Here is a 20915-nt window from a genome sequence, read left to right on the forward strand (position 1 = left end):
ATCATGACGCCCATCACCAGCAACGCGCCCGCACTCGACACCTGGACCGAACTGTCCGGCTTCCAGCAGCTGCGCGCGCAGGCGCGCAGCGACGAGGGCAAGAGTGCGCTGCCGGCGGTGGCCAGGCAGTTCGAGGCGATCTTCACCCAGATGATGCTGAAGTCGATGCGCGACGCGAACGCCAGCATGGGCAGCGACTTGGCCGGCAGCGAACAGGTCGACTCGTACCGCGAGATGTTCGACCACCAGCTCGCGTTGAGCCTGGCCAACGGCAACAACGGTCTGGGCATCGCGAAGATGCTGGTGCGCCAGCTTGGCGGCAAGCCGGCTGCCGCCGCCGACGCCCACGGCACGCTGCCGACGCCCGTCGCCGGTGTGCCCAATGCCGACGTGCGCGCGCTGCTGCAACTGGGCGCCGGCGACGATGCGAGCGACGCAACGGCCGGCATCATGGCCATGCCGTCGACGGCCGACGCCGGTTCGGCGTGGAGCCAGACGCTCGACCGCATGGCGCAGGGTGCGCTCGATGCGGCGGGCGCCGCGGCGGAACTGCTGCCGGGCGGCGACCCGGTGGGCTTCGTCCGCACGCTGGCACCGCACGCCGAAGTGGCGGCGAAGCAGCTGGGCGTGTCGGTGCGCGCGCTGCTGGCGCAGGCGGCGCTGGAAACCGGCTGGGGCAAGCACCTGCCCAGCCACCGCGACGGCAGCAGCAGTTTCAACCTGTTCGGCATCAAGGCCGGCGGCAACTGGAGCGGCGACAAGGTCAGCGTACCCACGCTGGAGTACGAGAACGGCGTGGCGGTGCGCCGGCACGATGCGTTCCGCGCCTACGACTCGCCGGCGGATGCGTTCGCCGACTACGCGCGCTTGCTGGTCGACAGCCCGCGCTATGCGCAGGCGTTGGGCCAGGGCGAGAACGTGGCCGGCTTCGCGCGGGCGCTGGTGCGCGGCGGCTACGCGACCGATCCGTCGTACGCGGCCAAGATCACCGCGATCGCCAACAGCCCGCAGATGCGCGAGGCGCTGGCGGCGCGGCGGCGGCCGGGCGAATTCAAGTGAACACGCGCCCGGCCGTTACCGTGACCACATGCCGCGTCCTTCCGGCGGCGCCCCAGTTGTTGAGGATGGACCACCATGGCTGACATGCTTTCGACCGGCGTGTCCGGGCTGCTCGCCGCGCAGATCGGGCTCGGTACGGTGAGCCACAACGTGGCCAACGCGAACACCGACGGCTACAGCCGCCAGCAGGTGTCGTTCAGTGCCAGGCTGCCCGAGGGGCAGGCCAATTACTACGTCGGCACCGGCGTCAATACCGTGGCGGTGCAGCGCGCCTACAGCCAGTTCCTCAACAGCTCGCTGTGGTCGGCCACCTCGGCGCAGGGCCGCGCCGGCAGCATGGCCAGCCTCACTGGTCAGCTCAACGACCAGCTTTCCGGCAGCAGCAACCTGCAGACCTCGCTGGACAGCTTCTTCGGCGCCGTGCAGGACATGGCCAACGCGCCGTCGGACGCCGCCTCGCGGCAGGTGCTGCTGGCCCGCGCGGGCGGGCTGGCCAGCACGTTCCGCGCGCTGTCCGGCCAGTTCAACCAGCTCTCCGGCCAGGTGCAGCAGCAGATCGGCGAAGCCGTCGATGCGATCAACAGCGACAGCCGGTCGATCGCCAAGTTGAATGGGCTGATCCGCTCCTCGCAGGCTACCGACGGTACGCCGCCGGCCGACCTGCTCGACCAGCGCGATGCACTGGTGAAGAAGCTGGCTGGCCAGGTCGGCATCAGCGTGGTGCCGCAGAACGACAACACCATCAGCGTGTTCGTGGGCAATGGCCAGGCGTTGGTCACCGGCACCGAGGCGCATGCATTGGGCACCGCGCCCAACGCGTACGACGCCACCCGGCTGGAAGTGGTGGGCGCGGCGTCCGGCGCGGTGCTGAGCGGGCGCATCGGCGGTGGCACGCTGGGCGCGCTGCTGGATTTCCGCGGCAACGTGCTCGATCCCGCGCAGAACCAGCTGGGTCGCAGCGCGCAGGCGCTGGCCAGCGCGTTCAACGCGCAGCACGCGCAGGGCATGGACCTGCGCGGCAAGCTCGGCGGCAGCTTTTTCGACGTGGCCGGCCCGGCTGTGCAGGCAGCCGCCACCAACAGCGGCAGCGGCACGCTGAGTGCCGGCATTGGCGACATCGGCGCGCTGACCGGCAAGGATTACGTGCTGAGCTACAACGGCAGCAGCTGGAGCATGCGCGACACCAGCGGCAATAGTGTCGCGCTGGCCGGCAGTGGCACCAACGCCGCCCCGTTCACCGCCGCCGGGCTGAGCCTGGTGGTGGGCGGCAGCGCCAGCGCCGGCGACAGTTTCCGCGTGCAGCCCAGCCGCAACGCCGCTGCGAGTTTTTCGGTGGCGATCGACGACCCCGACAAGGTTGCGGCCGCGGCGCCGCTCAAGGTCGCGGCGGCGGCCGGCAATACCGGCACGGCATCGCCCACCGTCAGTGTCAGCAACGGCAGCGATCCCAACCTGTTCAGCAGCAGCTCCGTCGTGTTCGCCTCGGCCACCAGCTACAGCATCGACGGTGGCCCGGCGCAGGTGTTTGCTCCCGGCCAGACTATCGTCCACAACGGCTGGAGCATGCAGCTCGGTGGCGCGCCGCAGGCCGGCAACCGTTTCAGCGTGCAGGCCAACAGCAACGCGCAGGGCGACAACAGCAATGCGCTGATGCTGGGCAAGGTGGCCAATCTCGGCGTGCTCGACGGCGGCGTCACCAGCGCCGGTCGCGCCTACAGCCAGCTGGTCGGCCAGGTCGGCAGCGCCGGTGCGCTGGCCAAGGACGACCTGAGCACGCAGACCGCGGTGTACAGCCAGGCGATGAGCTCGCAGCAGAGCGTGTCCGGCGTGAACCTGGACGAAGAGGCCGCCAACCTGTTGCGCTACCAGCAGGCCTACCAGGCTTCCGCCCAGGTCATCAGCACCGCCAACAATATCTTCGGCGCGCTGCTCAGCGCCGTGAGGGGGTAAGTCATGCGAGTCTCCACCAGCTGGATGCAGCAGCAGTCCGTCGGCAGCATGATGGACCGGCAGAGCGAGCTGTCCGGCCTCAACATCCAGTTGAGCACCGGCAAGCGCATCAACCAGCCGTCCGACGATCCGGTGGGCGCGGCGCGCGCGCTCGACCTCACCCACCTCACCGCCGACGCCGCGCAGTACCAGCGCAACATCACCAGCGCCAACGCGCGCCTGGGGCTGGAAGACCAGACCCTGTCCAACGTCACCAACGTGCTGGGCCGCGTGCGCACGCTGCTGCTGCAGGCCGCCAACGGTTCGCAGACCGACACCACCCGCGGCGACATCGCCGCCGAAATGGCGCAGTTGCGCCAGCAGCTGCTCGGCCAGGCCAACAGCAAGGACGGCCAGGGCGATTACCTGTTCGCCGGCAACCGCACCGGCACGATGCCGTTCGTCGCGCAGAACGGCGTGAGCTATGTCGGCGACGACGGCCAGCGCATGGTCGCCGCCGGCCCCGGCCTGCAGGTGGCCACCGGCGACCCCGGCAGCGCGGTGTTCGCCGGGATTCCCACCGGCAACGGCAGCTTCGCGGTCAGCGCCGGCGCGGCCAACACCGGCAGCGCGGTGGCCGGCGCCAGCAGCGTCAGCAATCCCAACGCGATTCCCTCGGCGTGGGACGGCGGCAGCTACCGCATCGTGTTCACCGCCGCCGACGCGTACGAAGTGCGCGACGGCGCCGGCACCGTACTGGACAGCGGCAGCTACGACGCCAGCCGCGGCGGCAGCGTCAGCTTCCGCGGTGCGCAGGTGGCCTTCAGCGGCACGCCCGCCGCGGGCGACCAGTTCTCGCTGGGCGCCTCCGCGAAGCAGGACGTGTTCACCACGCTGGACAACATCATCAAGACGCTGCGCACGCCCAACGGCGGCGGTGCGCCGATGCAGAACGACATCAACACGCAGTTCGCCAGCCTCGACCAGGCGATCGACAACATCAGCCGCACGCGCGGCATGGTCGGTGCGCGCATGAATGCGCTGGACCAGCAGAGCGGACTCAACGACGACCTCACGCTGCAGTACAAGAGCGCGCTGTCCGGCGTGCAGGACCTGAACTACTACGACACGATCAGCCAGCTCGGCGCGCAGACCACGGCGCTGCAGGCCGCGCAACAGACGTTCACGAAAATCCAGGGTTCAAAGTTGTTCGACTATCTGCGTTGACAAGGCTCAAGTTTCCATGGTGGGGGTCGAAACAGTCACTGAGGCGGCGGTGTTCCCATCGGAATCCCCGCTGGCTGCCACCGCCGGCCACCGGCACCTACGACCCTTTCTGGAGATACTCCCATGGTCATGAGCGTCAACACCAACATCAGCTCGCTGAATGCCCAGAACAACCTGGCCAAGTCGCAGAGCAAACTCGCCACCGCGATCATGCGTCTGTCCTCGGGCATGCGCATCAACAGCGCGAAGGACGATGCCGCGGGCCTCGCCATCTCGACCCGCTTCACCACCCAGATCAACGGCCTCAACCAGGCGGTCAGCAACGCCAACGACGGCATCTCGCTGGCGCAGACCACCGAGTCGGCGCTGAACGAGGTGACCAACAACATGCAGCGCATCCGCACCCTGGCGGTGCAGTCGGCCAACGCCACCAACTCCGACAGCGACCGCGCCGCGCTCGACGCCGAAGTGCAGCAGCGCCTGTCGGAAATCACCCGCATCTCGCAGCAGACCACTTTCAATGGCCGCCACGTGCTCGACGGCACCTTCGGCAGCGCCGCGTTCCAGATCGGCGCCAACGTGGGCGAGACGATCTCGGTCAACCTCAGCCAGGGTGCGGGCGCCAAGCAGGTCGGCCAGATGGCCAGCTCGGCGACCGGCGACCTGACTGCGATGTTCACCGCCAGCGCGGCGACGCCGGGCACCGCGACCAGCCTGGCCGTGGGCGCCTCGACCGTCGTCGCCGCGGGCGACCTGACCATCGGCGGCACCGGCGTGGCCGCCGGCACCTACACCGGTGCCCAGTTCGCCGCCGCGATCCAGACCGCGGGCGGTGCCGGCGTCACCGCGACCTTCAACTCCACCACCAACCAGATCACCATCAGCAATACCAATGCGACGGCAGTGGCGATCGCCGGCACCAAGCAGGCGACCTATTTCAGCACCACCAGCGTGGCGGCGCAGACGCCGGCCAACAGCGGCATCCTGACCCTGGCTACCGGCGACCTGACGATCCAGGCGGCGGGCGGCGGTGCCGCGGCCGACATGGCCGGCACGTACAGCAGTGCGCAGAGCCTGGTCGATGCGATCAATGCCAAAGGCGTCGCCGGCGTCTCGGCCTACTACGACAGCACCAACCACGCGGTGCACCTGAACTCGCAGGCGGCGCTGACCGTGAACGGCGCCAAGTCCGGCACGGGTGCGGGCAACCTGGGCTTCGCCGGCGCGGGTGCCACCGCGATCGCCGTCGGCGGCAATCTGGCCAGCAGCGACGTGAAGACGGTGACCACCGCCAACGACACCATCAGCCGCATCGACGCCGCGCTGAGCACGGTCAGCTCGATGCGCAGCGACCTGGGCGCGGTGCAGAACCGCTTCCAGTCCACCATCGCCAACCTGCAGACCATCTCGCAGAACCTGAGCGCGTCGCGCAGCCAGATCCAGGATGCCGACTTCGCCGCGGAGACCGCGAACATGTCCAGCGCGAACATCTTGCAGCAGGCGGGTGTCTCGGTGCTGGCGCAAGCCAACGCTTCCACCCAGAGCGTACTCAAGCTGCTGCAGTAAGTTGCCACCGGAGCGGCCGCGATGCATCGCGGCCGCTCCATCCATTTTTGAGGAACCCCGCACATGGCGATCACCGTCGGCTCCACCAGTACGCCAACCACCGGTCTGCTGACTTCGCTGGGCGTGGGTTCCGGGCTCGACGTAGCCACCCTGGTCAGCCAGCTGGTCGCCGCCAAGAAGGCGCCGCAGCAGAACCAGATCACCAGCCAGACCAACACGGCGAACACCCAGCTTTCGGCGCTGGGCCAGGTCAGCGCCGCGCTTTCCGCGCTGCAGTCGGCGATGGCCACGCTGACCGACGGCAGTGCCTTCACCGCCCGCACGGTGGCCGCCAGCGACACCACCGTACTCGGCGCCAGCGCCACCGGCACTCCGGTCAACGGCAGCTACAACATCGTCGTGACGCAGCTGGCCACCGCGCTGAAGGCCTCGTCCGGCGCATTCGCCAACAGCAGCACCGCGGTCGGTACCGGCACGCTGACCATCGCGGTGGGCAGCCAGTCGATGAGCCTCACCCTGGACAGCACCAACAATTCGCTGGCGGCGATCCGCGACGCGATCAACGGTGCCAGCAGCAACCCCGGCGTGAGCGCCACCATCGTCACCGGCACCGACGGCGCGCACCTGGTGCTGAGCGGTACCCGCACCGGCGCTGCCAACGGCTTCTCGGTCAGCAGCAGCGGTGGCGACGGCAAGCTGGCGGCACTGAACTACAACCCGGCGGCCACCAGCGGCAACGGACTGACCGTGGTCACCGCCGCCGCCGATGCCAAATACAGCATCGACGGGCTGGCCGCCAGCAGCGCCGGCAACACCGTCAGCACCGCCATCGACGGCCTCACCCTGAACCTGGTCAAGGCCGGCAGCAGCACGCTGAGCGTATCCAGCGACACCAGCAAGGCCACCAGCGCGCTGACCAACCTGGTCAACACCTACAACAGCTTCGTCGGGATCTACCAGAACCTGACCAAGTACGACGCCACCAGCGGTACTGCCGGCGCATTGCTCGGCGACGCCACGCTCAACCGCATCAACAACACCCTGTCGAGCGTCATCGGCGGCACCGCCAACGGCGCCGCGCTGTCCTCGATCGGCATCTCGCTGCAGGTGGACGGCACCCTGCGCCTGGACAGCGCCAAGCTGGCGACCGCGCTATCCGACGGCGGCAAGCAGGTCGGCAGCCTGTTCGGCGGCACCAACGGCTTCGCCGCGAAGCTGAATACTCCGCTGACCAGCTGGGTCGGCACCCAGGGCGTGCTGGCCAGCCGCACCAGCAGCATCAACCGGCAGCTGAGCGACCTGGCCAATCAGCAGACCACGCTGAACAGCCGCATGGCCAGCCTCACCGCGATGTACCAGGCGCAGTTCAGCGCGCTCGACACGCTGATGTCCAAGCTCAACAGCACCAGCACTTATCTGCAGCAGCAGTTCGATGCGCTTACCAACAGCAGCAAGAAGTAAGAGGACACGGTCATGGGATTCGGCTACGGTGCTGGCGCCTATCAGCAAGTCCGCTCGCACGGCGGAGTGGAATCGGCCGATCCGCACGGGTTGATCACACTGCTGATGGATGGCGCACTGGAGCGCCTGGTGAAGGCCCGCGCGCACATGCTGCGCGGCGAGGTCGCGGCGAAGGGTGAGGCGATCTCACGTTGCATCGAGATCATCGGCGGGCTGCGCGGCAGCCTCGATCCCAAGGCGGACCCGGTGCTGGTCGGCCGGCTGGATTCGCTCTACGACTACATGAGCCGCCGCCTGCTGCAGGCGAACCTGCGCGACGACGCCAGCCTGATCGACGAGGTCAGCAGCCTGCTGCAGCCGATCCGCGACAGCTGGGTGCAGATTGCTCCCGCGGCCAGCCAGCGGGCTGCCGGCGCGTGAGCATGGGCGTGCTCGAACTCGCGCTCGGGCTGACCCGCGCGATGCTGGCCGCCGCGCAGACGCAGGAATGGTCGCGGCTGGTCGAGCTGGAGGCCGAGCGCGAGCCGTTGCTGCTGCGCCAGCATGCGTCCGACCCGGACAGCCTGGCCCGGCTGGACGAAATTCTGGCGTACGATCGCCAGCTGCAGGCCATCGTCGGCTGCGCGCGGGATTCGGCGGCCGTGCAGTGGCAGCAGGAAACCGATCGCGCCCGTGCGATCGCGGCCTATACCCGGCCCTGACCACCGGCGTCGGCCGCCGACGTGGCGGTTTCGGCCTCAACGCGTCGCGGAGCCACGCCATGACCTCAGACAGCACGCCCCCGGGCGATACCTCGTCGGCCAGCGCTGCAGTGGCGGCCTGGGACGACTTCGAGCAGCGGGTCAGCTGCGAGGAGAGCCTGCATGCCGATTGCGAGCCGCTGGCCTGGCCGCCCTCGCCGGCGTTGCTGCAGCAGTTGGCCGAGCGCAACGCGAACGTGCTGGCGGCGATCGCCGCGCTGGAGGAGCGCCGCGCCGACGGCGGCGAGGACGACAGCCCGCTGATGCAGGAAATGCTGCGCATGGACGCCAAGCTCAGCGTGCTGATGGAGATCGTCAACAACTTGCTGGTGCCCGCCAGCGTGCTGCCGCCGCGGCAGCCGCTGCGCTTCAACGCGATCGGCGCACTGCTGCCCGCGGGCCTGGCGCCGACCGCCGGCGGGCTGCTGCTGCGCATCCGTTTCGACCTGTGCCGCAGCCTGCCGCTGGAACTCGCCGCGCAGGTGCAGCGGCAATTCGACGATGGCCGGACGTTCGTGGCTTTTGCGCCGCTGGGCGACGCACTGGGTGACGCAATTGAGCGTCTGGTTTTCCGCCATCACCGACGCAAAGTGGCAGGGGCGCGCCAGCCGGTTGCGTAAGCAGTGATCCGGCCGACGCACAGTATGTGATGCAGTTCGCAATTGTGGAATTCCGCCGGCGCTTCCCATGACGCCGCTCACACTTGGCATGTGCGCCAGGCCATGCCCGGGATGTCGCGCAAATCGTTCATGTTTCATGCAGTTAGGAAACACGACCGGACGTGTTTGCCGATGCGTCGGTGTCGGTTTTTCCGACGCGCGACGTTTTACCGACGCAATGGTCGGAAAGTTGGCCTCCTAATTGCTCTTGGTTCATCACGCCGGCAATGGAAACCCGGCAGCGATGAGAAGGCGTTCCCGACGGAAGCATGGGGCCGCCAAAACGAGCAGTGTGGTAAGGAGAGAAAGCGGTGCAGAAATTCGACTTCCTGGTCATCGAATCCGACGAGACGCGTGTGGACTCCGTACTCTCGGCCCTTCACTTCCTGGGCTACCGGCCGCAGCACGGCGCCGCCTGTGCCGCGGTGGACGAAGCCACCCATGCCTGGCGCGCGGTTTACGTCGGCAGCGTCGCCGACGCCGCCGAGGCCGAGCGCCAGTTCGCCCTGCTGGGCGCCGCCGCGTCGCACGTGCCGGTGCTGCTGGCGGCCGATTCGCCCTGGCTCGATCGCTTCGGCGCGGCGTCGTCGACGTTTGCCACGCGCATGGCCATGCTGGAGTTTCCCCTGCGTTACGAGAAGATGGCCGAAGCCATGCGCAACATCTATGCGCGCCTGCTCGGCGGCCAGTCCGGCGCGCTGCGCTTCGTCGGCAACGCGGCGCCGATGCTGCGCGTCAATGCGTTGATCCGCCAGGTTGCACCGTTCGATTCCACCGTGCTGGTGCTGGGCGAGTCGGGCACCGGCAAGGAGATGGTGGCGCGGGCGATCCACGCGCATTCGCCGCGCCGCGACAAGCCGTTCGTGGCGATCAACTGCGGGGCGATCCCGGCGGAGCTGCTGGAGAGCGAGCTGTTCGGCCACGAAAAGGGCTCCTTCACCGGCGCGATCAGCGCGCGCAAGGGCCGCTTCGAGATGGCCGAAGGCGGCACGCTGTTCCTCGACGAGGTCGGCGACATGAGCCTGCCGATGCAGGTGAAGCTGCTGCGCGTGCTGCAGGAGCGCGCCTATGAGCGGGTGGGCGGCAGCAAGACCCTGCGTTGCGACGTGCGCATCGTCGCCGCCACCCACCGCAACCTGGAGGAGTCGATCGCCAGCGACCGCTTCCGCGAGGACCTGTTCTACCGGCTCAGCGTGTTCCCGCTCGAACTGCCGTCGCTGCGTGAACGGCTGGACGACCTGCCGGTGCTGATCGCCGAGTTCAACCAGCGCCTCGCCCGCCGCGGGCTGGGCGTGGTGCGCTTCAGCGCCAGCGCGATGCAGTCGTTGTGCGCGCATGCCTGGCCGGGTAACGTGCGCGAGCTTTCCAACCTGGTCGAGCGCATGGCCATCCTGTTCCCGCACGGCGAGGTGCGCAGCAGCGACCTGCCGACGAAGTACCGCGGTCAGCAGGCCGTCGACGAGGTGCACGGCGCGGCGTTGCTGGCGCTGATGGAAGACGAGCTGCCGCCGAGCGAAGCCGCCGTGCAGCCGGTGGCCGAGACGCTGCGCACGCTGCCGGAGCAGGGCCTGGACCTGAAGGACCATCTGGCCGACATCGAGGTGGGACTGATCCGCCAGGCGCTCGATGCCACTGGCGGCGTGGTGGCGCATGCCGCGCGCCTGCTGCACATGCAGCGCACCACCCTGGTGGAAAAGCTGCGCAAGTACGGCTTGCAGAACAGCCTGGCGGCTTGAGAAGCCGGGATTCGGGATTCGAAATTCGGGATTCGTAGGAGCCCGCTCGCGGGCGATGCCGTTAGCTTTTGCGAATCCCGAATCCCGAATCCCGAATCCCGAATCCCGAATCCCGAATCCCGAATCCCGGCAACAGCTGGCACGCCTCGTGCAATCACTCACTCGAAATCCCGTCACGCGTCGGGAATCCGTCATGAGGACGCATCGCGATGAGCACCATCGACGTCAACAACCTGCTGTCCCAGATGCGCCAGATGAGCGCGCAGGTACGTGCGCCGGAAACGGCGTTCAAGCCGGCGGCTGTCGCCGGGCAGGCAGATTTCTCCGACGTGTTCAGGCAGTCGCTGTCCGCCGTGGGCCGCAACCAGATGGAAGCCGATCGCATGGCGGCGAGTTTCGAGCGTGGCGACCCGGGCGCGGACCTTGGCCGCACCATGATCGCGATGCAGAAGGCCGACCTCTCGCTGCGCACCGTGGTCGAGGTGCGCAACAAGCTGGTCGATGCCTACAAGGAAATCATGAACATGCCGGTCTGACGCGTTCGCGTCGATCCGCTTCCATCCCCTAGCCGAAGAGCAGCAGCATGGCCGACAACGCCGTCGCGACCACCGCCAACAACGGTACGCGCCTGGACCCCTTCAAGCAGATCGCCCGCAACCCGGCGACGCGGCAGCTGGTGCTGCTGGTGGCGGTGGCCGCGGCGGTGGCGCTGGGCGTGGCGGTGGTGCTGTGGTCGCGCGGCCCGAACTACGGTTTGCTGTACGCCGGCCTGGAGCAGAAGGACGCTTCGGCGATCACCCAGGAGTTGCAGGCGAACAACACGCCCTACCGGTTGAGCAGCGACGGCTCGTCGATCATGGCGCCGGCGGCCGACCTGGCGGCACTGCGGCTGAAGCTGGCGGCGAAGGGCTTGCCGCAGGGCAGCGCCAGCAGCAGCACGCTGCCGGCCGCCGATTCGCCGTTCGGCATGAGCGATCTGGCCGAGCGCACCCGCTACCAGCAACTGCTGGAGGCGGATCTGGGCACCACCATCGGCGGGCTGCAATCGGTGCGCGCCGCACGCGTGCATCTGGCCTTGCCGAAGCCTTCCGCGTTCATCCGCGACAGCCGCGAAGCCAGCGCCTCGGTGCTGGTCACATTGTACCCCGGCCGCCAGCTCGATGCCGGCCAGGTGGCGGCGATCGTGCACCTGGTGGCGGCCAGCGTGCCGAACCTGGAAGCGCGCCAGGTTTCCGTGATCGACCAGCAGGGCCAGCTGCTCACCGCCGACCCGGAAAGCCCGGGCGCGGTGGGCGACAACCGCCTGCGCATCGCTACGCGGATCGAGAACACCTACGCCCAGCGCATCGAGGAACTGTTGACGCCGCTGGTCGGTCCCGGCCGGGTGCATGCGCAGGTGCATGCGGACCTGGACTTCAGCCGCACCGAGAAAGCCACCGAGACCTTCGGCCACGACCACCCGGCGCTGCGCAGCGAGCAGACCAGCAGCGAGCAGCGCGGGGCAGGCGCTGCCGCCGCGGGCGGCGTGCCCGGCGCGCTCAGCAACCAGCCGCCGGTGATGGTTGCGCAACCCACCGCGGCGAAGCCCGACGCCGGCAAGGCCTCCGCTGCCGCCACCGCCACGGCCGCGACCGCCAGCCCGGGCGAGAGCTCCGGCAGCGCCACCCGCAACTACGAGCTGGATCGCACCATCAGCCATGTCAGCGACCCGGCGGGACGGCTGGCCCGGCTGACCGTAGCGGTAGCGCTGGACGACAAGCTGGCCGCTGCCGGCAAAGCGGACAATCCGGATGATCCCGCTGGCGATGCGGCGGCAGCGCCCAAGAGCGTGCCGTTCAGCGCGCAGGAACTGCAGCACCTGACCGAGCTGACCAAGAACGCGGTGGGCTTCGACGCCGCCCGCGGCGACAGCGTCAGCGTGGTCAACCAGGCATTCCAGCGCGGCCCGGCGGTCGATGCCTTGCCCGAGACCCCGCTGTGGGGCCGGCCCGGGGTGCTGGACCTGCTCAAGCAGGGCGCCGGCGTGCTGATCGCGCTGCTGGTGGCGTTCGGCCTGCTGCGTCCGCTGCTGAAGGGCTTGCTGCGCGGCGAGACGGCGACCCGCGCGATGCCCTCGCCGATGCCGCAGATCTCGGTGCGCGTCGACGACGAGCTGGCGGCCAACGAACCGGCCCGGCTCGGCGGCGCCATGCCGACGCTTTCGTACGAGCAGCGTGTCGGCCAGGCCAGGCGGATGGTTGGCGAAAACTCCAAGCAGGTGGCGCAAGTGGTGAGGAACTGGGTGAGCGAAGATGGCAACTAATCGTTCCGACGCATCCGTCACCGGTGCGCAGCGCGCGGCAATTCTGCTGCTGACGCTGGGTGAGCAGGATGCCGCCGAGGTGCTCAAGCACCTCAGCGCGCGCGACGTGCAGGCGGTGGGTACCGCGATGGCGGGGCTCACCAGCGTCTCGCGCGAACACGTCGAGCACGCACTGACCCGGCTCAACCAGGACATGGGCCAGCAGACTTCACTGGGTGTCGGCACCGAGGAATACATCCGCAAGATCCTCACCAATGCGCTGGGCGAGACCAAGGCCGGCGGGCTGATCGACCGCATCCTGCTCGGGCGCAGCAGCAAGGGGCTGGAATCGCTCAAGTGGATGGAAAGCCGCGCCATCGCCGAGATGATCAGCCAGGAACACCCGCAGATCATCGCGCTGGTGCTGGCACACCTGGAGCCCGACCAGGCCGCCGAGGTGATCGGCTACCTGCCGCCGCGCGTGCGTTCGGACGCGGTGATGCGCATCGCCACGCTCGATGGCGTGCAGCCGCATGCGCTGAACGAGCTGGACGAGATCATGGAGCGCCAGTTCTCCGGCAACAACAAGAAGCTCAAGTCCGCCAGCGTCGGCGGGCTGAAAGCCGCCGCCGACATCCTCAACGCGATGGAGACCAGCCGCGAAACCGAACTGATGGCGGCCATCCGCAGCCAGGACGACGCGCTGGGCGGGCGCATCGAGGACTTGATGTTCGTGTTCGAGGACCTCGCCGAACTGGACGACCGCGGCATGCAGCTGCTGCTGCGCGAGGTGCCATCGGGCACCCTGATCACCGCCCTCAAGGGCGCCGAACCGGCGGTGCGCGAGAAGATCTTCGCCAACATGTCCAAGCGCGCCGCCGACATGATGCGCGACGACCTCGAGGTGAAGGGGCCGGTGCGCCTGAGCGAAGTCGACGCGGCGCAGAAGGAGGTGCTGGGTATCGCCCGCAAGCTTTCCGACGCCGGCCAGCTCAGCCTCACCTCGGGCGGGGATGAATTCGTCTGATGACCGCCACCATCCACAACGTGGCGGCGGATTTCCAGCGCTGGGAGCTGCCGAACGTGGGCACCGGGCCGACCGCGTCGGCAGCGGCCAATGCGCCGCCACCGCCGACCGTACGCGAGCTGGCGGCGCTCGAGCAGCAGGCGCGCGAGGAAGGCTATGCGGCAGGCCACGCCGAAGGCGCCGCCGCGGCGCAGCAGCAGCTGCGCCAGCGCCTGGCCGAACTCGACGCGCTGTACGACGCGGCCGCGCGCCCGCTGCAGCAGCTCGACGAGCAGACTGGGCAGGAGCTGGCGCGGCTGGCCATGATCGTGGCGCAGCGGGTGATCGCGCACGAACTGCAGCTGTCACCCGCGCTGGTCATCCAGGCGGTGCGCCAGGCGGCCACCGCCCTGCCGGCGGCCACGCGCGAGTTGCGCGTGCACCTGCATCCTGACGACTTGGCCCTGCTGCGCGAATCGGGCGCCGCCGAAACGCACTGGCAGCTGCTGGCCGACGCAACACTCGCGCGCGGCGACTGCCGTCTGGAAAGCGAGCGTTCGCGGCTGGATGCACGGGTGGAAACCCGCCTGGCGGCATTGATCGACGCCGTCCTCGGCGACAGCACAGGATCCGTCGAATGATCGCCGCGACCGCCCTTGTAGGAGCCCGCTGGCGGGCGATGCTTTTCTGGCCGGGATTCGGGATTCGGGATTCGGGATTCGCAAAAGCGGAAGCGAGAGCATCACCCGCCAGCGGGCTCCTACAAAAGCGGTGGGGCGCTGAGTGAATACGGAGGCGTTCATCGCCGCGCGGCGGGCGAACTGGCAGCGCCAGTTTGCGCGGCAGGGCGCGCGTGCCGAAGTGGCGCGCACGCTGGTGGTGGAGGGCAGCCTGCGCCGCGTGGTCGGCCTGACCCTGGAGGCGGAAGGCTGCGAGGCCGCGCTCGGCGCGCGTTGCCTGGTCGACACCGCCGACGGCGCCGCGCTGGAGACCGAAGTGGTCGGCTTTGCCGACGAACGCCTGCTGCTGATGCCGGTGGGCGACATGCACGGCGTGCTGCCGAACGCGCGCGTGCGCCCGTACGCGCGCAGCGGCGGCCTGCCGGTCGGCATGGGCCTGCTCGGCCGCGTGGTCGGCGCCGACGGCGTGCCGCTGGACGGGCTGGGCGCGCTGGCGTCGGACGAGCACGCCGCGCTCAAGCGCGAACCGATCAACCCGATGGCGCGCAAGCCGATCGACGCGCCGCTGGACGTCGGCGTGCGCGCGATCAACGCATTGCTTACCGTCGGCCGCGGCCAGCGGCTGGGCCTGTTCGCCGGTTCCGGCGTGGGCAAGTCGACCCTGCTCGGCATGATGACCCGTTACACCAACGCCGACGTGGTGGTGGTCGGCCTGATCGGCGAGCGCGGTCGCGAGGTGAAGGAATTCGTCGAGCACACGCTGGGGCCGGAGGGCAGGGCGCGCGCGGTGATCGTCGCCGCGCCGGCCGACGCGCCGCCGCTGAAGCGCCTGCGCGGCGCGCAGTACGCCACTGCGATCGCCGAATGGTTCCGCGACCGCGGCCAGCGCGTGCTGCTGCTGATGGATTCGCTGACCCGCTACGCCCAGGCGCAGCGCGAGATCGCGCTGGCGATCGGCGAGCCGCCGGCGACCAAGGGCTACCCGCCGTCGGTGTTCGCGATGATGCCGGCGCTGGTCGAGCGCGCCGGCAACGACGCTGAGGGGCGCGGCTCGATCACCGCGTTCTACACCGTGCTCACCGAGGGCGACGACTACCGCCACGACCCGATCGCCGACGCCGCGCGCGCGATCCTGGACGGCCATGTCGTGCTGTCGCGCGACCTCGCCGAAGCCGGCCACTACCCGGCGATCGACATCGAGGCCTCGATCAGCCGCGTGATGCCGGCGGTGGTGAGCCGCGAGCACCTGCGCGCGGCGCAACGCTTCCGCCAGGTCTATTCCGCCTATCGCCAGCAGCGCGACCTGATCGCGGTGGGCGCGTACCAGAAAGGCTCCGACCCGCAGGTCGACCAGGCGATCGAGATGTGGCCGCAACTGCGCGCGTTCCTGCAGCAGGAAGTCGACGAACCGATGACGCTCGAAGCGGCGGCGGAAAACCTTGACGCCCTTGCCGCGCAGGTGGCTGCATGAACTCGCGCGCGAAACAGCTGGAGCCTGCGGTGGAACAGGCCCGCCAGCGCAGCGAGGCTGCGCTGGCGCAGCTGGCGACGCAGCAGCAATTGCTGGCCCGGGCCGAGCATCAGCTCGCCGAGCTGCAACGCTACCGGCTGGAGTACGCGGCGGCCGGCGGCGCGGCGCAGAGCGTGACGGCGCTGCTCAACCGGCAGCAATTCGTGGAGCGCATCGACCGCGCGATCGTGCAGCAGCAGGCCGAGCTGGACCGCCAGCACCGCCAGTTGAGCCGGCTGCGCGAGCAATGGCGCCATGCGCATGCGCGCGAGAGCGCGCTGGACAGCGTGGTCTCGCAGCACCGCGAGGAAGAGCGCCGTGCCGCCGACCGCCACGAGCAGGCCGAGCTCGACGAACGCATGCAATACCGGAGGCTGCGATGAACATCGAGCCCGCCCTGCCGTCGCCCGTGCGGGTTGGTTGGCCGCGCCGCCGCCCGTCGTGCGCATCCCTTGCCGAAGGATGGTCCACGCCATGACTGTTTCCGCCCCCGCTGCACCCAACGCCGCCAGCGCGGCCGCCTCGCGAGCCGCCGCCGAGCCGCGCGACGGCAACGCGACACCGACCGGTTTCGACAGCCAGCTGCACGCGGCGCGACAGCGGCAAGAACCCGACAGCGCGAACGAGGCATCGGGCGGGCAGCAGGACGAGCGCCAGCCGACGTCGGCAGCGCGCTCACCGCGCGACCCCTCGGCCGCTGCCGTGCCCGCGGCGAAACCGGACGTCGCGGCGGCAGTACCGGTACCCGTACCCGTGCAGGTGGAACTGGCGGACGTGACCGCAGCGGACGGATCGGCGCCACGGCGCGAGCCGGGCGACGAGCCGGCACCCGCCGTGGCGGATGCCATGCTCGCCTTGCTCGGCTCGTCGCTGGCCGGCGTGTGGCCGCCCGTCGCCGGTGGCGCCAGAGCGGTCGCCGGCGCGCCGCCGTCGGGCGGCAAGGGGGCGACCGGCGACGCGCAGGCTGCCGCCATGCTGCAGCTCGCGGTGGCGGCCAGCCCGGCCGCTGCGCCCGTCAACGTCACACCGCTGGTGGCCAATACGCTGGCGCCGGTTGCCCCGCCGGCCGCGGATGCGCTCGACAAGCAGACGGGGCCGGCGCACGCCGCCGCCGCGGTACTGTCGGCGCCGCCCGCGGCCGCCGCGCCGCTTGCGGCGCATCAGCTGCAACTGCCCACGCCGCCGACAAACCCGTCGTTCGCCCAGGATCTGGGCCAGCAGTTGGTCTGGCTGAGCGGACAGAACGTCAAGCAGGCGCGGATTCGCCTGCATCCGGAGGAACTCGGTTCGCTCGATGTCAGCGTCAGCGTGAGCCACGGTCGCGTCGACGTGGTGTTCAGCGCGCAGCACGCGGCAGCAGTGCCGGCGGTGCAGCAGAGTCTGCCGCTGCTGGACCAGATGCTGGCGCGGCATGGCCTGTCGCTCGGCCACGCCGAAGTCGGTCAGCACGATCGCGGCGACCGCCGCGGGCACGCCGGCGGTGGCGGCGGCGCGCTGGAGGAGATCGCCGACATCCATGGCGCCGCGCCGATGACCCTGGCCAGGATCGGCCTGCTCGACGCGTTCGCCTGAGTTCGCCCGCACTTCGTCCTGCCGCTGCCTCTTGGCCGGCGGCCTCGACTGTCGCGCGCGGGCGGAACTTTTGCGGGAAACACCGCGCCGAGATCGCGTCGCGACAACCTGCCGGCGCCCGTCAAGAAAGCGCCGCGCACGCCGCCTCGTTCGTCATGAAGCGAGCTGGTACAAGGTTTTCCGCCGATGGCACGCGGCTTGCTTATGATGCTGGGCACGCGCGTTGCGCGTGTCTTTCAATCATCTGTGGATCGAGGTTTTCATGGTCGACGAGGAACAAGCTGGCGAGGTGGTGGATACCCCGCCCGAGCGCAAGAGCCGCAAGCCGCTGGTGATCGCAGTGTCGGTGGTGCTGCTGCTGGCGTTGGGCATCGGCGGCTATGTGTGGCGGTCGCGCCAGTCCGTGCCGGGCAAGGCCGGCAAGTCGACACCGAAGGTTGCCCAGGCCGAACTCTACCTGCCGCTGGACCCGGCCTTCGTGGTGAATTTCCGTGACGCCGAATCGCTGCGCTACCTGCAGGTCGGCGTCACCCTGATGTCGCACGACCCTGCCGCGATCGAGGTGGCCAAGGGCGCCGACCCGGTGATCCGCGATGCGCTGGTGGCGCTGTTCAGCACAACCAGGACTTCGCCATCATCAGCGATACCGCCGGGCGCCAGAAGGTGCAGGCCGATGCGCTGGTCGCCGTGCGCAAGATCGTCAGGGCGCGGCTCGGCCGTCCCGGCATCGACGCGCTGTACTTCACCAGTTTCGTGATGCAGTGACGGAAGGGCCGCAGGCATGAGCGATCTGCTTTCCCAGGACGAGATCGACGCGCTGCTGGACGGCGTCAGCGGCGGCGCGGTGGCCACCGGCGGCGACGAGCCGCCGCCCAGCGACGCGGTGGTCACGTACGACTTCACCCAGCAGGACCGCATCGTGCGCGGGCGGTTGCCCACGCTGGAGATGGTCAACGAGCGCTTCGCGCGGTTCTTCCGGCTGGGCGTGTTCAACGTGCTGCGCAAGACCTGCGAGGTCTCGGTGCTGGGCGTGAAGATGGTCAAGTTCGCCGAGTACGTGCACAGCCTGGCGGTGCCGAGCAACCTGAACCTGGTGCGCATCAAGCCGTTGCGCGGCACCGCGCTGGTAGTGTTCGAGCCGCGCCTGGTGTTCACCGTGATCGACAACTTTTTCGGCGGCGACGGGCGCTTCCATGCCCGCATCGAGGGCCGCGACTTCACCGCCACCGAGAACCGGGTGATCCAGATCATGCTGGAGGAGCTGTTCGGTGCGATGGTCGAAGCATGGGCGCCGGTGCTGGAACTGCAGTTCGAATACCAAAACTCCGAGATCAACCCGCAGTTCGCCAACATCGTCAGCCCGACCGAGACGGTGGTGGTGTCGCGCTTCCACGTCGAGCTCGACGGCGGTGGCGGCGAGATCCACCTGACCCTGCCGTACGCGATGGTCGAGCCGATCCGCACCCTGCTCGACGCCGGCGTGCAGAGCGACCGCGCCGACCGCGACGACCGCTGGGCGGAGATGCTGCAGGAGGAAGTGTTCGACGCGGAGGTAGACCTGAGTTCGCTGCTGCTCGACGTGCGCCTCAGTCTCGGCGAGTTCCTGCACCTGCGCCCGGGCGACGTGATCCCGGTGCAACTGCCGGAGCTGGCCACCGTCTACGCCGAGGACGTGCCGGTGTTCCGCGGTCACTACGGCCAGTCAGGCGGCCGCAACGCCGTGCGTTTCCATGCCCAGGCCGGTCGGCGCGAGAAGCGCGCGGCCGGCGATCAATTCAAAGAGAAGAATCCAGCATGAGCCAGCCCACAGAAGTTGCGTCGGCCCCCGCCGGCGAGCGCGTCGAGTTCGATTCGCTGCACGGCCTCGCCGCCGGCAGCGGCGACGTCAACCTCGACATGATCCTCGACGTGCCGGTGACCCTGGCGATGGAAGTCGGGCGCACCCGCATCAGTATCCGCAACCTGCTGCAGTTGAACCAGGGCTCGGTGGTGGAACTGGACCGCGCCGCCGGCGAGCCGCTGGACGTGTTCGTCAACGGCACCCTGGTCGCGCACGGCGAGGTGGTGGTGATCAACGAGAAGTTCGGCATCCGCCTGACCGACGTGATCAGCCCGGCCGAGCGCGTGCGCAAGTTGAGGTAGAGCCGTGATTCGGGATTCGGGATTCGGGATTCGGAGAGCGCTCACGGTGGCACCTGTCGCGGTTCCGGCGGCTGAGGTCAATGTCGGCGGCGAGCTGGTGCGGGTGTTGCTGAGCCTGGCGGCGGTGGTGGCGATGATTTTCGTCGCGGGCTGGCTGAGCCGTCGGCTGCAGGCGCGCAGCCGGCCGGGCGGGCGGCGCATTCGCTGCGTGGAGGCGATGGCGGTGGGCGCGCGCGACCGCGTGCTGCTGCTCGACGCCGACGGCAAGCGCCTGCTGGTCGGCGTGGGTCCGGGCGGCATGCGCACGCTGCACGTCTACGAGGGCGTACCGACCGAACCCGCGGCAGCCGAACCCGCCGCGGCGCCGCTGCCTGCGTTCGGCGAACTGCTGGCGCGCTGGAAGCGCGGCGCATGAGGATCTGGCGCTGGATCGTTGCCGTGTCGCTGCTGCTGTTGCCGCTGGCGGCGCTGGCGGCGCCGCCTGGCATTCCGCTGGTCAACGTGCAGAACGTGCCCGGCGGCGGGCAGAACTGGACGCTGTCGCTGCAGGTGCTGGCGCTGATGACCGCGCTGACCCTGCTGCCGGCGATCGCGCTGATGATGACCTCGTTCACCCGCATCATCATCGTGCTCGGTTTCCTGCGCCAGGCGCTGGGCACGCAATCGACCCCGCCGAACCAGGTGCTGCTGGGGCTGGCGCTGTTCCTCACCCTGTTCGTGATGTCGCCGGTGCTGAACAAGTCTTACGCCGACGGCGTGAAACCGTACATGGACGGCCAGCTCACCGCCGAGCAGGCGCTGCCGGTGGCCTCCGCGCCGTTCAAGCAATTCATGCTAGATCAGACCCGCGAGGCGGATCTGGCGCTGTTCACCCGGCTGGCCGGCGAGAAGCCCTATGCCAGCAAGGCCGACGTGCCGTTCAAGGTGGCGATGCCGGCGTTCCTCACCTCGGAACTTAAGACCGCGTTCCAGATGGGCTTTCTGCTGTTCATTCCGTTCCTGATCATCGACCTGGTGGTGGCCAGCGTGCTGATGTCGATGGGCATGCTGATGGTCTCGCCGGTGATCATCTCGCTGCCGTTCAAGATCATGCTGTTCGTGCTGGTGGATGGGTGGACGCTGCTGCTCGGGACCCTGGCCGGGAGCTTCTACACGTGACCGCGCATCGGCGGCCCGGAGCCCTCGTAGGAGCCCGCTCGCGGGCGATGCTCTCGCTTGTCTCCGCGTTCGGAGCGAAGAGCTTTCAGAGCAAGAGCTTTCGTCTGCCTTTGGCAGCCGAGTTACTTTCTCTTTGCGTGGCCAAAGAGAAAGTAACCCAAGAGAAAGGCCACCCCGCTTCCGCGCCTT

The 20915-nt window shown here is 69.1% G+C and carries 21 protein-coding genes and 1 pseudogene; all 22 read left to right on the forward strand.

The window, feature by feature from the left end; genetic code table 11:
* Positions 1-3 precede the first annotated feature (3 nt).
* The 22 genes and pseudogenes from flgJ (at position 4) to fliP (ending at position 20726) form a co-directional block, all read left to right on the forward strand.
* On the forward strand, positions 4-1059 hold the full coding sequence (gene flgJ / locus AC3WTD_RS16440; protein WP_492614431.1) for a flagellar assembly peptidoglycan hydrolase FlgJ: 1056 nt from the start codon (positions 4-6) through the stop codon (positions 1057-1059).
* Between the two features lie 75 nt (positions 1060-1134).
* Positions 1135-3009, forward strand: coding sequence for a flagellar hook-associated protein FlgK (flgK, locus tag AC3WTD_RS16445; RefSeq protein ID WP_492614432.1), 1875 nt, complete (start codon positions 1135-1137; stop codon positions 3007-3009).
* 3 nt (positions 3010-3012) lie between these two features.
* Positions 3013-4215: a flagellar hook-associated protein FlgL gene (gene flgL / locus AC3WTD_RS16450; RefSeq protein ID WP_492614433.1), complete on the forward strand. Its 1203-nt coding sequence runs from the start codon at positions 3013-3015 to the stop codon at positions 4213-4215.
* 123 nt (positions 4216-4338) lie between these two features.
* On the forward strand, positions 4339-5781 hold the full coding sequence (locus AC3WTD_RS16455; RefSeq protein WP_027492123.1) for a flagellin N-terminal helical domain-containing protein: 1443 nt from the start codon (positions 4339-4341) through the stop codon (positions 5779-5781).
* A gap of 63 nt (positions 5782-5844) precedes the next feature.
* Positions 5845-7242, forward strand: a complete 1398-nt coding sequence (gene fliD / locus AC3WTD_RS16460) for a flagellar filament capping protein FliD (RefSeq protein WP_492614434.1) — start codon at positions 5845-5847, stop codon at positions 7240-7242.
* 12 nt (positions 7243-7254) lie between these two features.
* Positions 7255-7662, forward strand: a complete 408-nt coding sequence (gene fliS / locus AC3WTD_RS16465; RefSeq protein ID WP_492614435.1) for a flagellar export chaperone FliS — start codon at positions 7255-7257, stop codon at positions 7660-7662.
* A 2-nt stretch (positions 7663-7664) separates the two neighbouring features.
* The gene (fliT, locus tag AC3WTD_RS16470; protein ID WP_027492120.1) at positions 7665-7943 is read left to right on the forward strand and encodes a flagellar protein FliT; all 279 of its coding nucleotides are present in this window, start codon (positions 7665-7667) and stop codon (positions 7941-7943) included.
* A 59-nt stretch (positions 7944-8002) separates the two neighbouring features.
* Entirely contained in the window at positions 8003-8602 is a 600-nt protein-coding gene (locus AC3WTD_RS16475; protein ID WP_027492119.1) for a PilZ domain-containing protein, read from the forward strand.
* 350 nt (positions 8603-8952) lie between these two features.
* Positions 8953-10377, forward strand: coding sequence for a sigma-54 dependent transcriptional regulator (locus AC3WTD_RS16480; RefSeq protein WP_492614436.1), 1425 nt, complete (start codon positions 8953-8955; stop codon positions 10375-10377).
* Between the two features lie 209 nt (positions 10378-10586).
* Entirely contained in the window at positions 10587-10913 is a 327-nt protein-coding gene (gene fliE / locus AC3WTD_RS16485; RefSeq protein WP_027492117.1) for a flagellar hook-basal body complex protein FliE, read from the forward strand.
* Positions 10914-10960: 47 nt separating this feature from the next.
* Positions 10961-12679 (forward strand): flagellar basal-body MS-ring/collar protein FliF, encoded by a 1719-nt coding sequence (fliF, locus tag AC3WTD_RS16490; protein ID WP_027492116.1) that lies wholly within the window; start codon positions 10961-10963, stop codon positions 12677-12679.
* The gene (fliG, locus tag AC3WTD_RS16495) at positions 12669-13685 is read left to right on the forward strand and encodes a flagellar motor switch protein FliG (RefSeq protein ID WP_027492115.1); all 1017 of its coding nucleotides are present in this window, start codon (positions 12669-12671) and stop codon (positions 13683-13685) included. The genes fliF and fliG overlap by 11 nt, the downstream gene beginning before the upstream one ends.
* On the forward strand, positions 13685-14305 hold the full coding sequence (locus tag AC3WTD_RS16500) for a FliH/SctL family protein (RefSeq protein ID WP_492614437.1): 621 nt from the start codon (positions 13685-13687) through the stop codon (positions 14303-14305). Before fliG ends, AC3WTD_RS16500 begins: the two co-directional genes overlap by 1 nt.
* Before the next feature lie 142 nt (positions 14306-14447).
* Positions 14448-15815 carry a flagellar protein export ATPase FliI gene (fliI, locus tag AC3WTD_RS16505; protein ID WP_492614438.1) on the forward strand — a complete coding sequence of 456 codons (1368 nt, stop codon included), beginning with the start codon at positions 14448-14450 and terminating at the stop codon, positions 15813-15815.
* Complete coding sequence (gene fliJ, locus AC3WTD_RS16510) at positions 15812-16237, forward strand: flagellar export protein FliJ (RefSeq protein ID WP_492614439.1); 426 nt, start codon at positions 15812-15814, stop codon at positions 16235-16237. Before fliI ends, fliJ begins: the two co-directional genes overlap by 4 nt.
* A 91-nt stretch (positions 16238-16328) precedes the next feature.
* The gene (locus AC3WTD_RS16515; RefSeq protein ID WP_492614440.1) at positions 16329-17426 is read left to right on the forward strand and encodes a flagellar hook-length control protein FliK; all 1098 of its coding nucleotides are present in this window, start codon (positions 16329-16331) and stop codon (positions 17424-17426) included.
* 262 nt (positions 17427-17688) lie between these two features.
* A pseudogene (locus AC3WTD_RS16520) lies at positions 17689-17982 on the forward strand (flagellar basal body-associated FliL family protein); the annotation flags it as partial.
* 107 nt (positions 17983-18089) lie between these two features.
* Positions 18090-18191, forward strand: a complete 102-nt coding sequence (locus AC3WTD_RS16525; protein ID WP_492614441.1) for a flagellar basal body-associated FliL family protein — start codon at positions 18090-18092, stop codon at positions 18189-18191.
* A 16-nt stretch (positions 18192-18207) separates the two neighbouring features.
* On the forward strand, positions 18208-19224 hold the full coding sequence (gene fliM, locus AC3WTD_RS16530) for a flagellar motor switch protein FliM (RefSeq protein ID WP_027492110.1): 1017 nt from the start codon (positions 18208-18210) through the stop codon (positions 19222-19224).
* Positions 19221-19568 carry a flagellar motor switch protein FliN gene (fliN, locus tag AC3WTD_RS16535; protein ID WP_027492109.1) on the forward strand — a complete coding sequence of 116 codons (348 nt, stop codon included), beginning with the start codon at positions 19221-19223 and terminating at the stop codon, positions 19566-19568. Before fliM ends, fliN begins: the two co-directional genes overlap by 4 nt.
* A 46-nt stretch (positions 19569-19614) precedes the next feature.
* Complete coding sequence (gene fliO, locus AC3WTD_RS16540; RefSeq protein ID WP_492614442.1) at positions 19615-19983, forward strand: flagellar biosynthetic protein FliO; 369 nt, start codon at positions 19615-19617, stop codon at positions 19981-19983.
* The gene (fliP, locus tag AC3WTD_RS16545) at positions 19980-20726 is read left to right on the forward strand and encodes a flagellar type III secretion system pore protein FliP (RefSeq protein ID WP_492614443.1); all 747 of its coding nucleotides are present in this window, start codon (positions 19980-19982) and stop codon (positions 20724-20726) included. The genes fliO and fliP overlap by 4 nt, the downstream gene beginning before the upstream one ends.
* The last annotated feature ends 189 nt before the right edge of the window (positions 20727-20915 follow it).

The organism is Rhodanobacter sp. FW106-PBR-R2A-1-15, from assembly GCF_058789735.1.

Bases quoted from the DNA above. Each gene is read 5' to 3' on its own strand.
- flgJ (WP_492614431.1), top strand. From the start codon at position 4: ATGACGCCCATCACCAGCAACGCGCCCGCACTCGACACCTGGACCGAA.
- flgK (WP_492614432.1), top strand. From the start codon at position 1,135: ATGGCTGACATGCTTTCGACCGGCGTGTCCGGGCTGCTCGCCGCGCAG.
- flgL (WP_492614433.1), top strand. From the start codon at position 3,013: ATGCGAGTCTCCACCAGCTGGATGCAGCAGCAGTCCGTCGGCAGCATG.
- AC3WTD_RS16455 (WP_027492123.1), top strand. From the start codon at position 4,339: ATGGTCATGAGCGTCAACACCAACATCAGCTCGCTGAATGCCCAGAAC.
- fliD (WP_492614434.1), top strand. From the start codon at position 5,845: ATGGCGATCACCGTCGGCTCCACCAGTACGCCAACCACCGGTCTGCTG.
- fliS (WP_492614435.1), top strand. From the start codon at position 7,255: ATGGGATTCGGCTACGGTGCTGGCGCCTATCAGCAAGTCCGCTCGCAC.
- fliT (WP_027492120.1), top strand. From the start codon at position 7,665: ATGGGCGTGCTCGAACTCGCGCTCGGGCTGACCCGCGCGATGCTGGCC.
- AC3WTD_RS16475 (WP_027492119.1), top strand. From the start codon at position 8,003: ATGACCTCAGACAGCACGCCCCCGGGCGATACCTCGTCGGCCAGCGCT.
- fliE (WP_027492117.1), top strand. From the start codon at position 10,587: ATGAGCACCATCGACGTCAACAACCTGCTGTCCCAGATGCGCCAGATG.
- fliF (WP_027492116.1), top strand. From the start codon at position 10,961: ATGGCCGACAACGCCGTCGCGACCACCGCCAACAACGGTACGCGCCTG.
- fliG (WP_027492115.1), top strand. From the start codon at position 12,669: ATGGCAACTAATCGTTCCGACGCATCCGTCACCGGTGCGCAGCGCGCG.
- AC3WTD_RS16500 (WP_492614437.1), top strand. From the start codon at position 13,685: ATGACCGCCACCATCCACAACGTGGCGGCGGATTTCCAGCGCTGGGAG.
- fliJ (WP_492614439.1), top strand. From the start codon at position 15,812: ATGAACTCGCGCGCGAAACAGCTGGAGCCTGCGGTGGAACAGGCCCGC.
- AC3WTD_RS16515 (WP_492614440.1), top strand. From the start codon at position 16,329: ATGACTGTTTCCGCCCCCGCTGCACCCAACGCCGCCAGCGCGGCCGCC.
- fliM (WP_027492110.1), top strand. From the start codon at position 18,208: ATGAGCGATCTGCTTTCCCAGGACGAGATCGACGCGCTGCTGGACGGC.
- fliN (WP_027492109.1), top strand. From the start codon at position 19,221: ATGAGCCAGCCCACAGAAGTTGCGTCGGCCCCCGCCGGCGAGCGCGTC.
- fliP (WP_492614443.1), top strand. From the start codon at position 19,980: ATGAGGATCTGGCGCTGGATCGTTGCCGTGTCGCTGCTGCTGTTGCCG.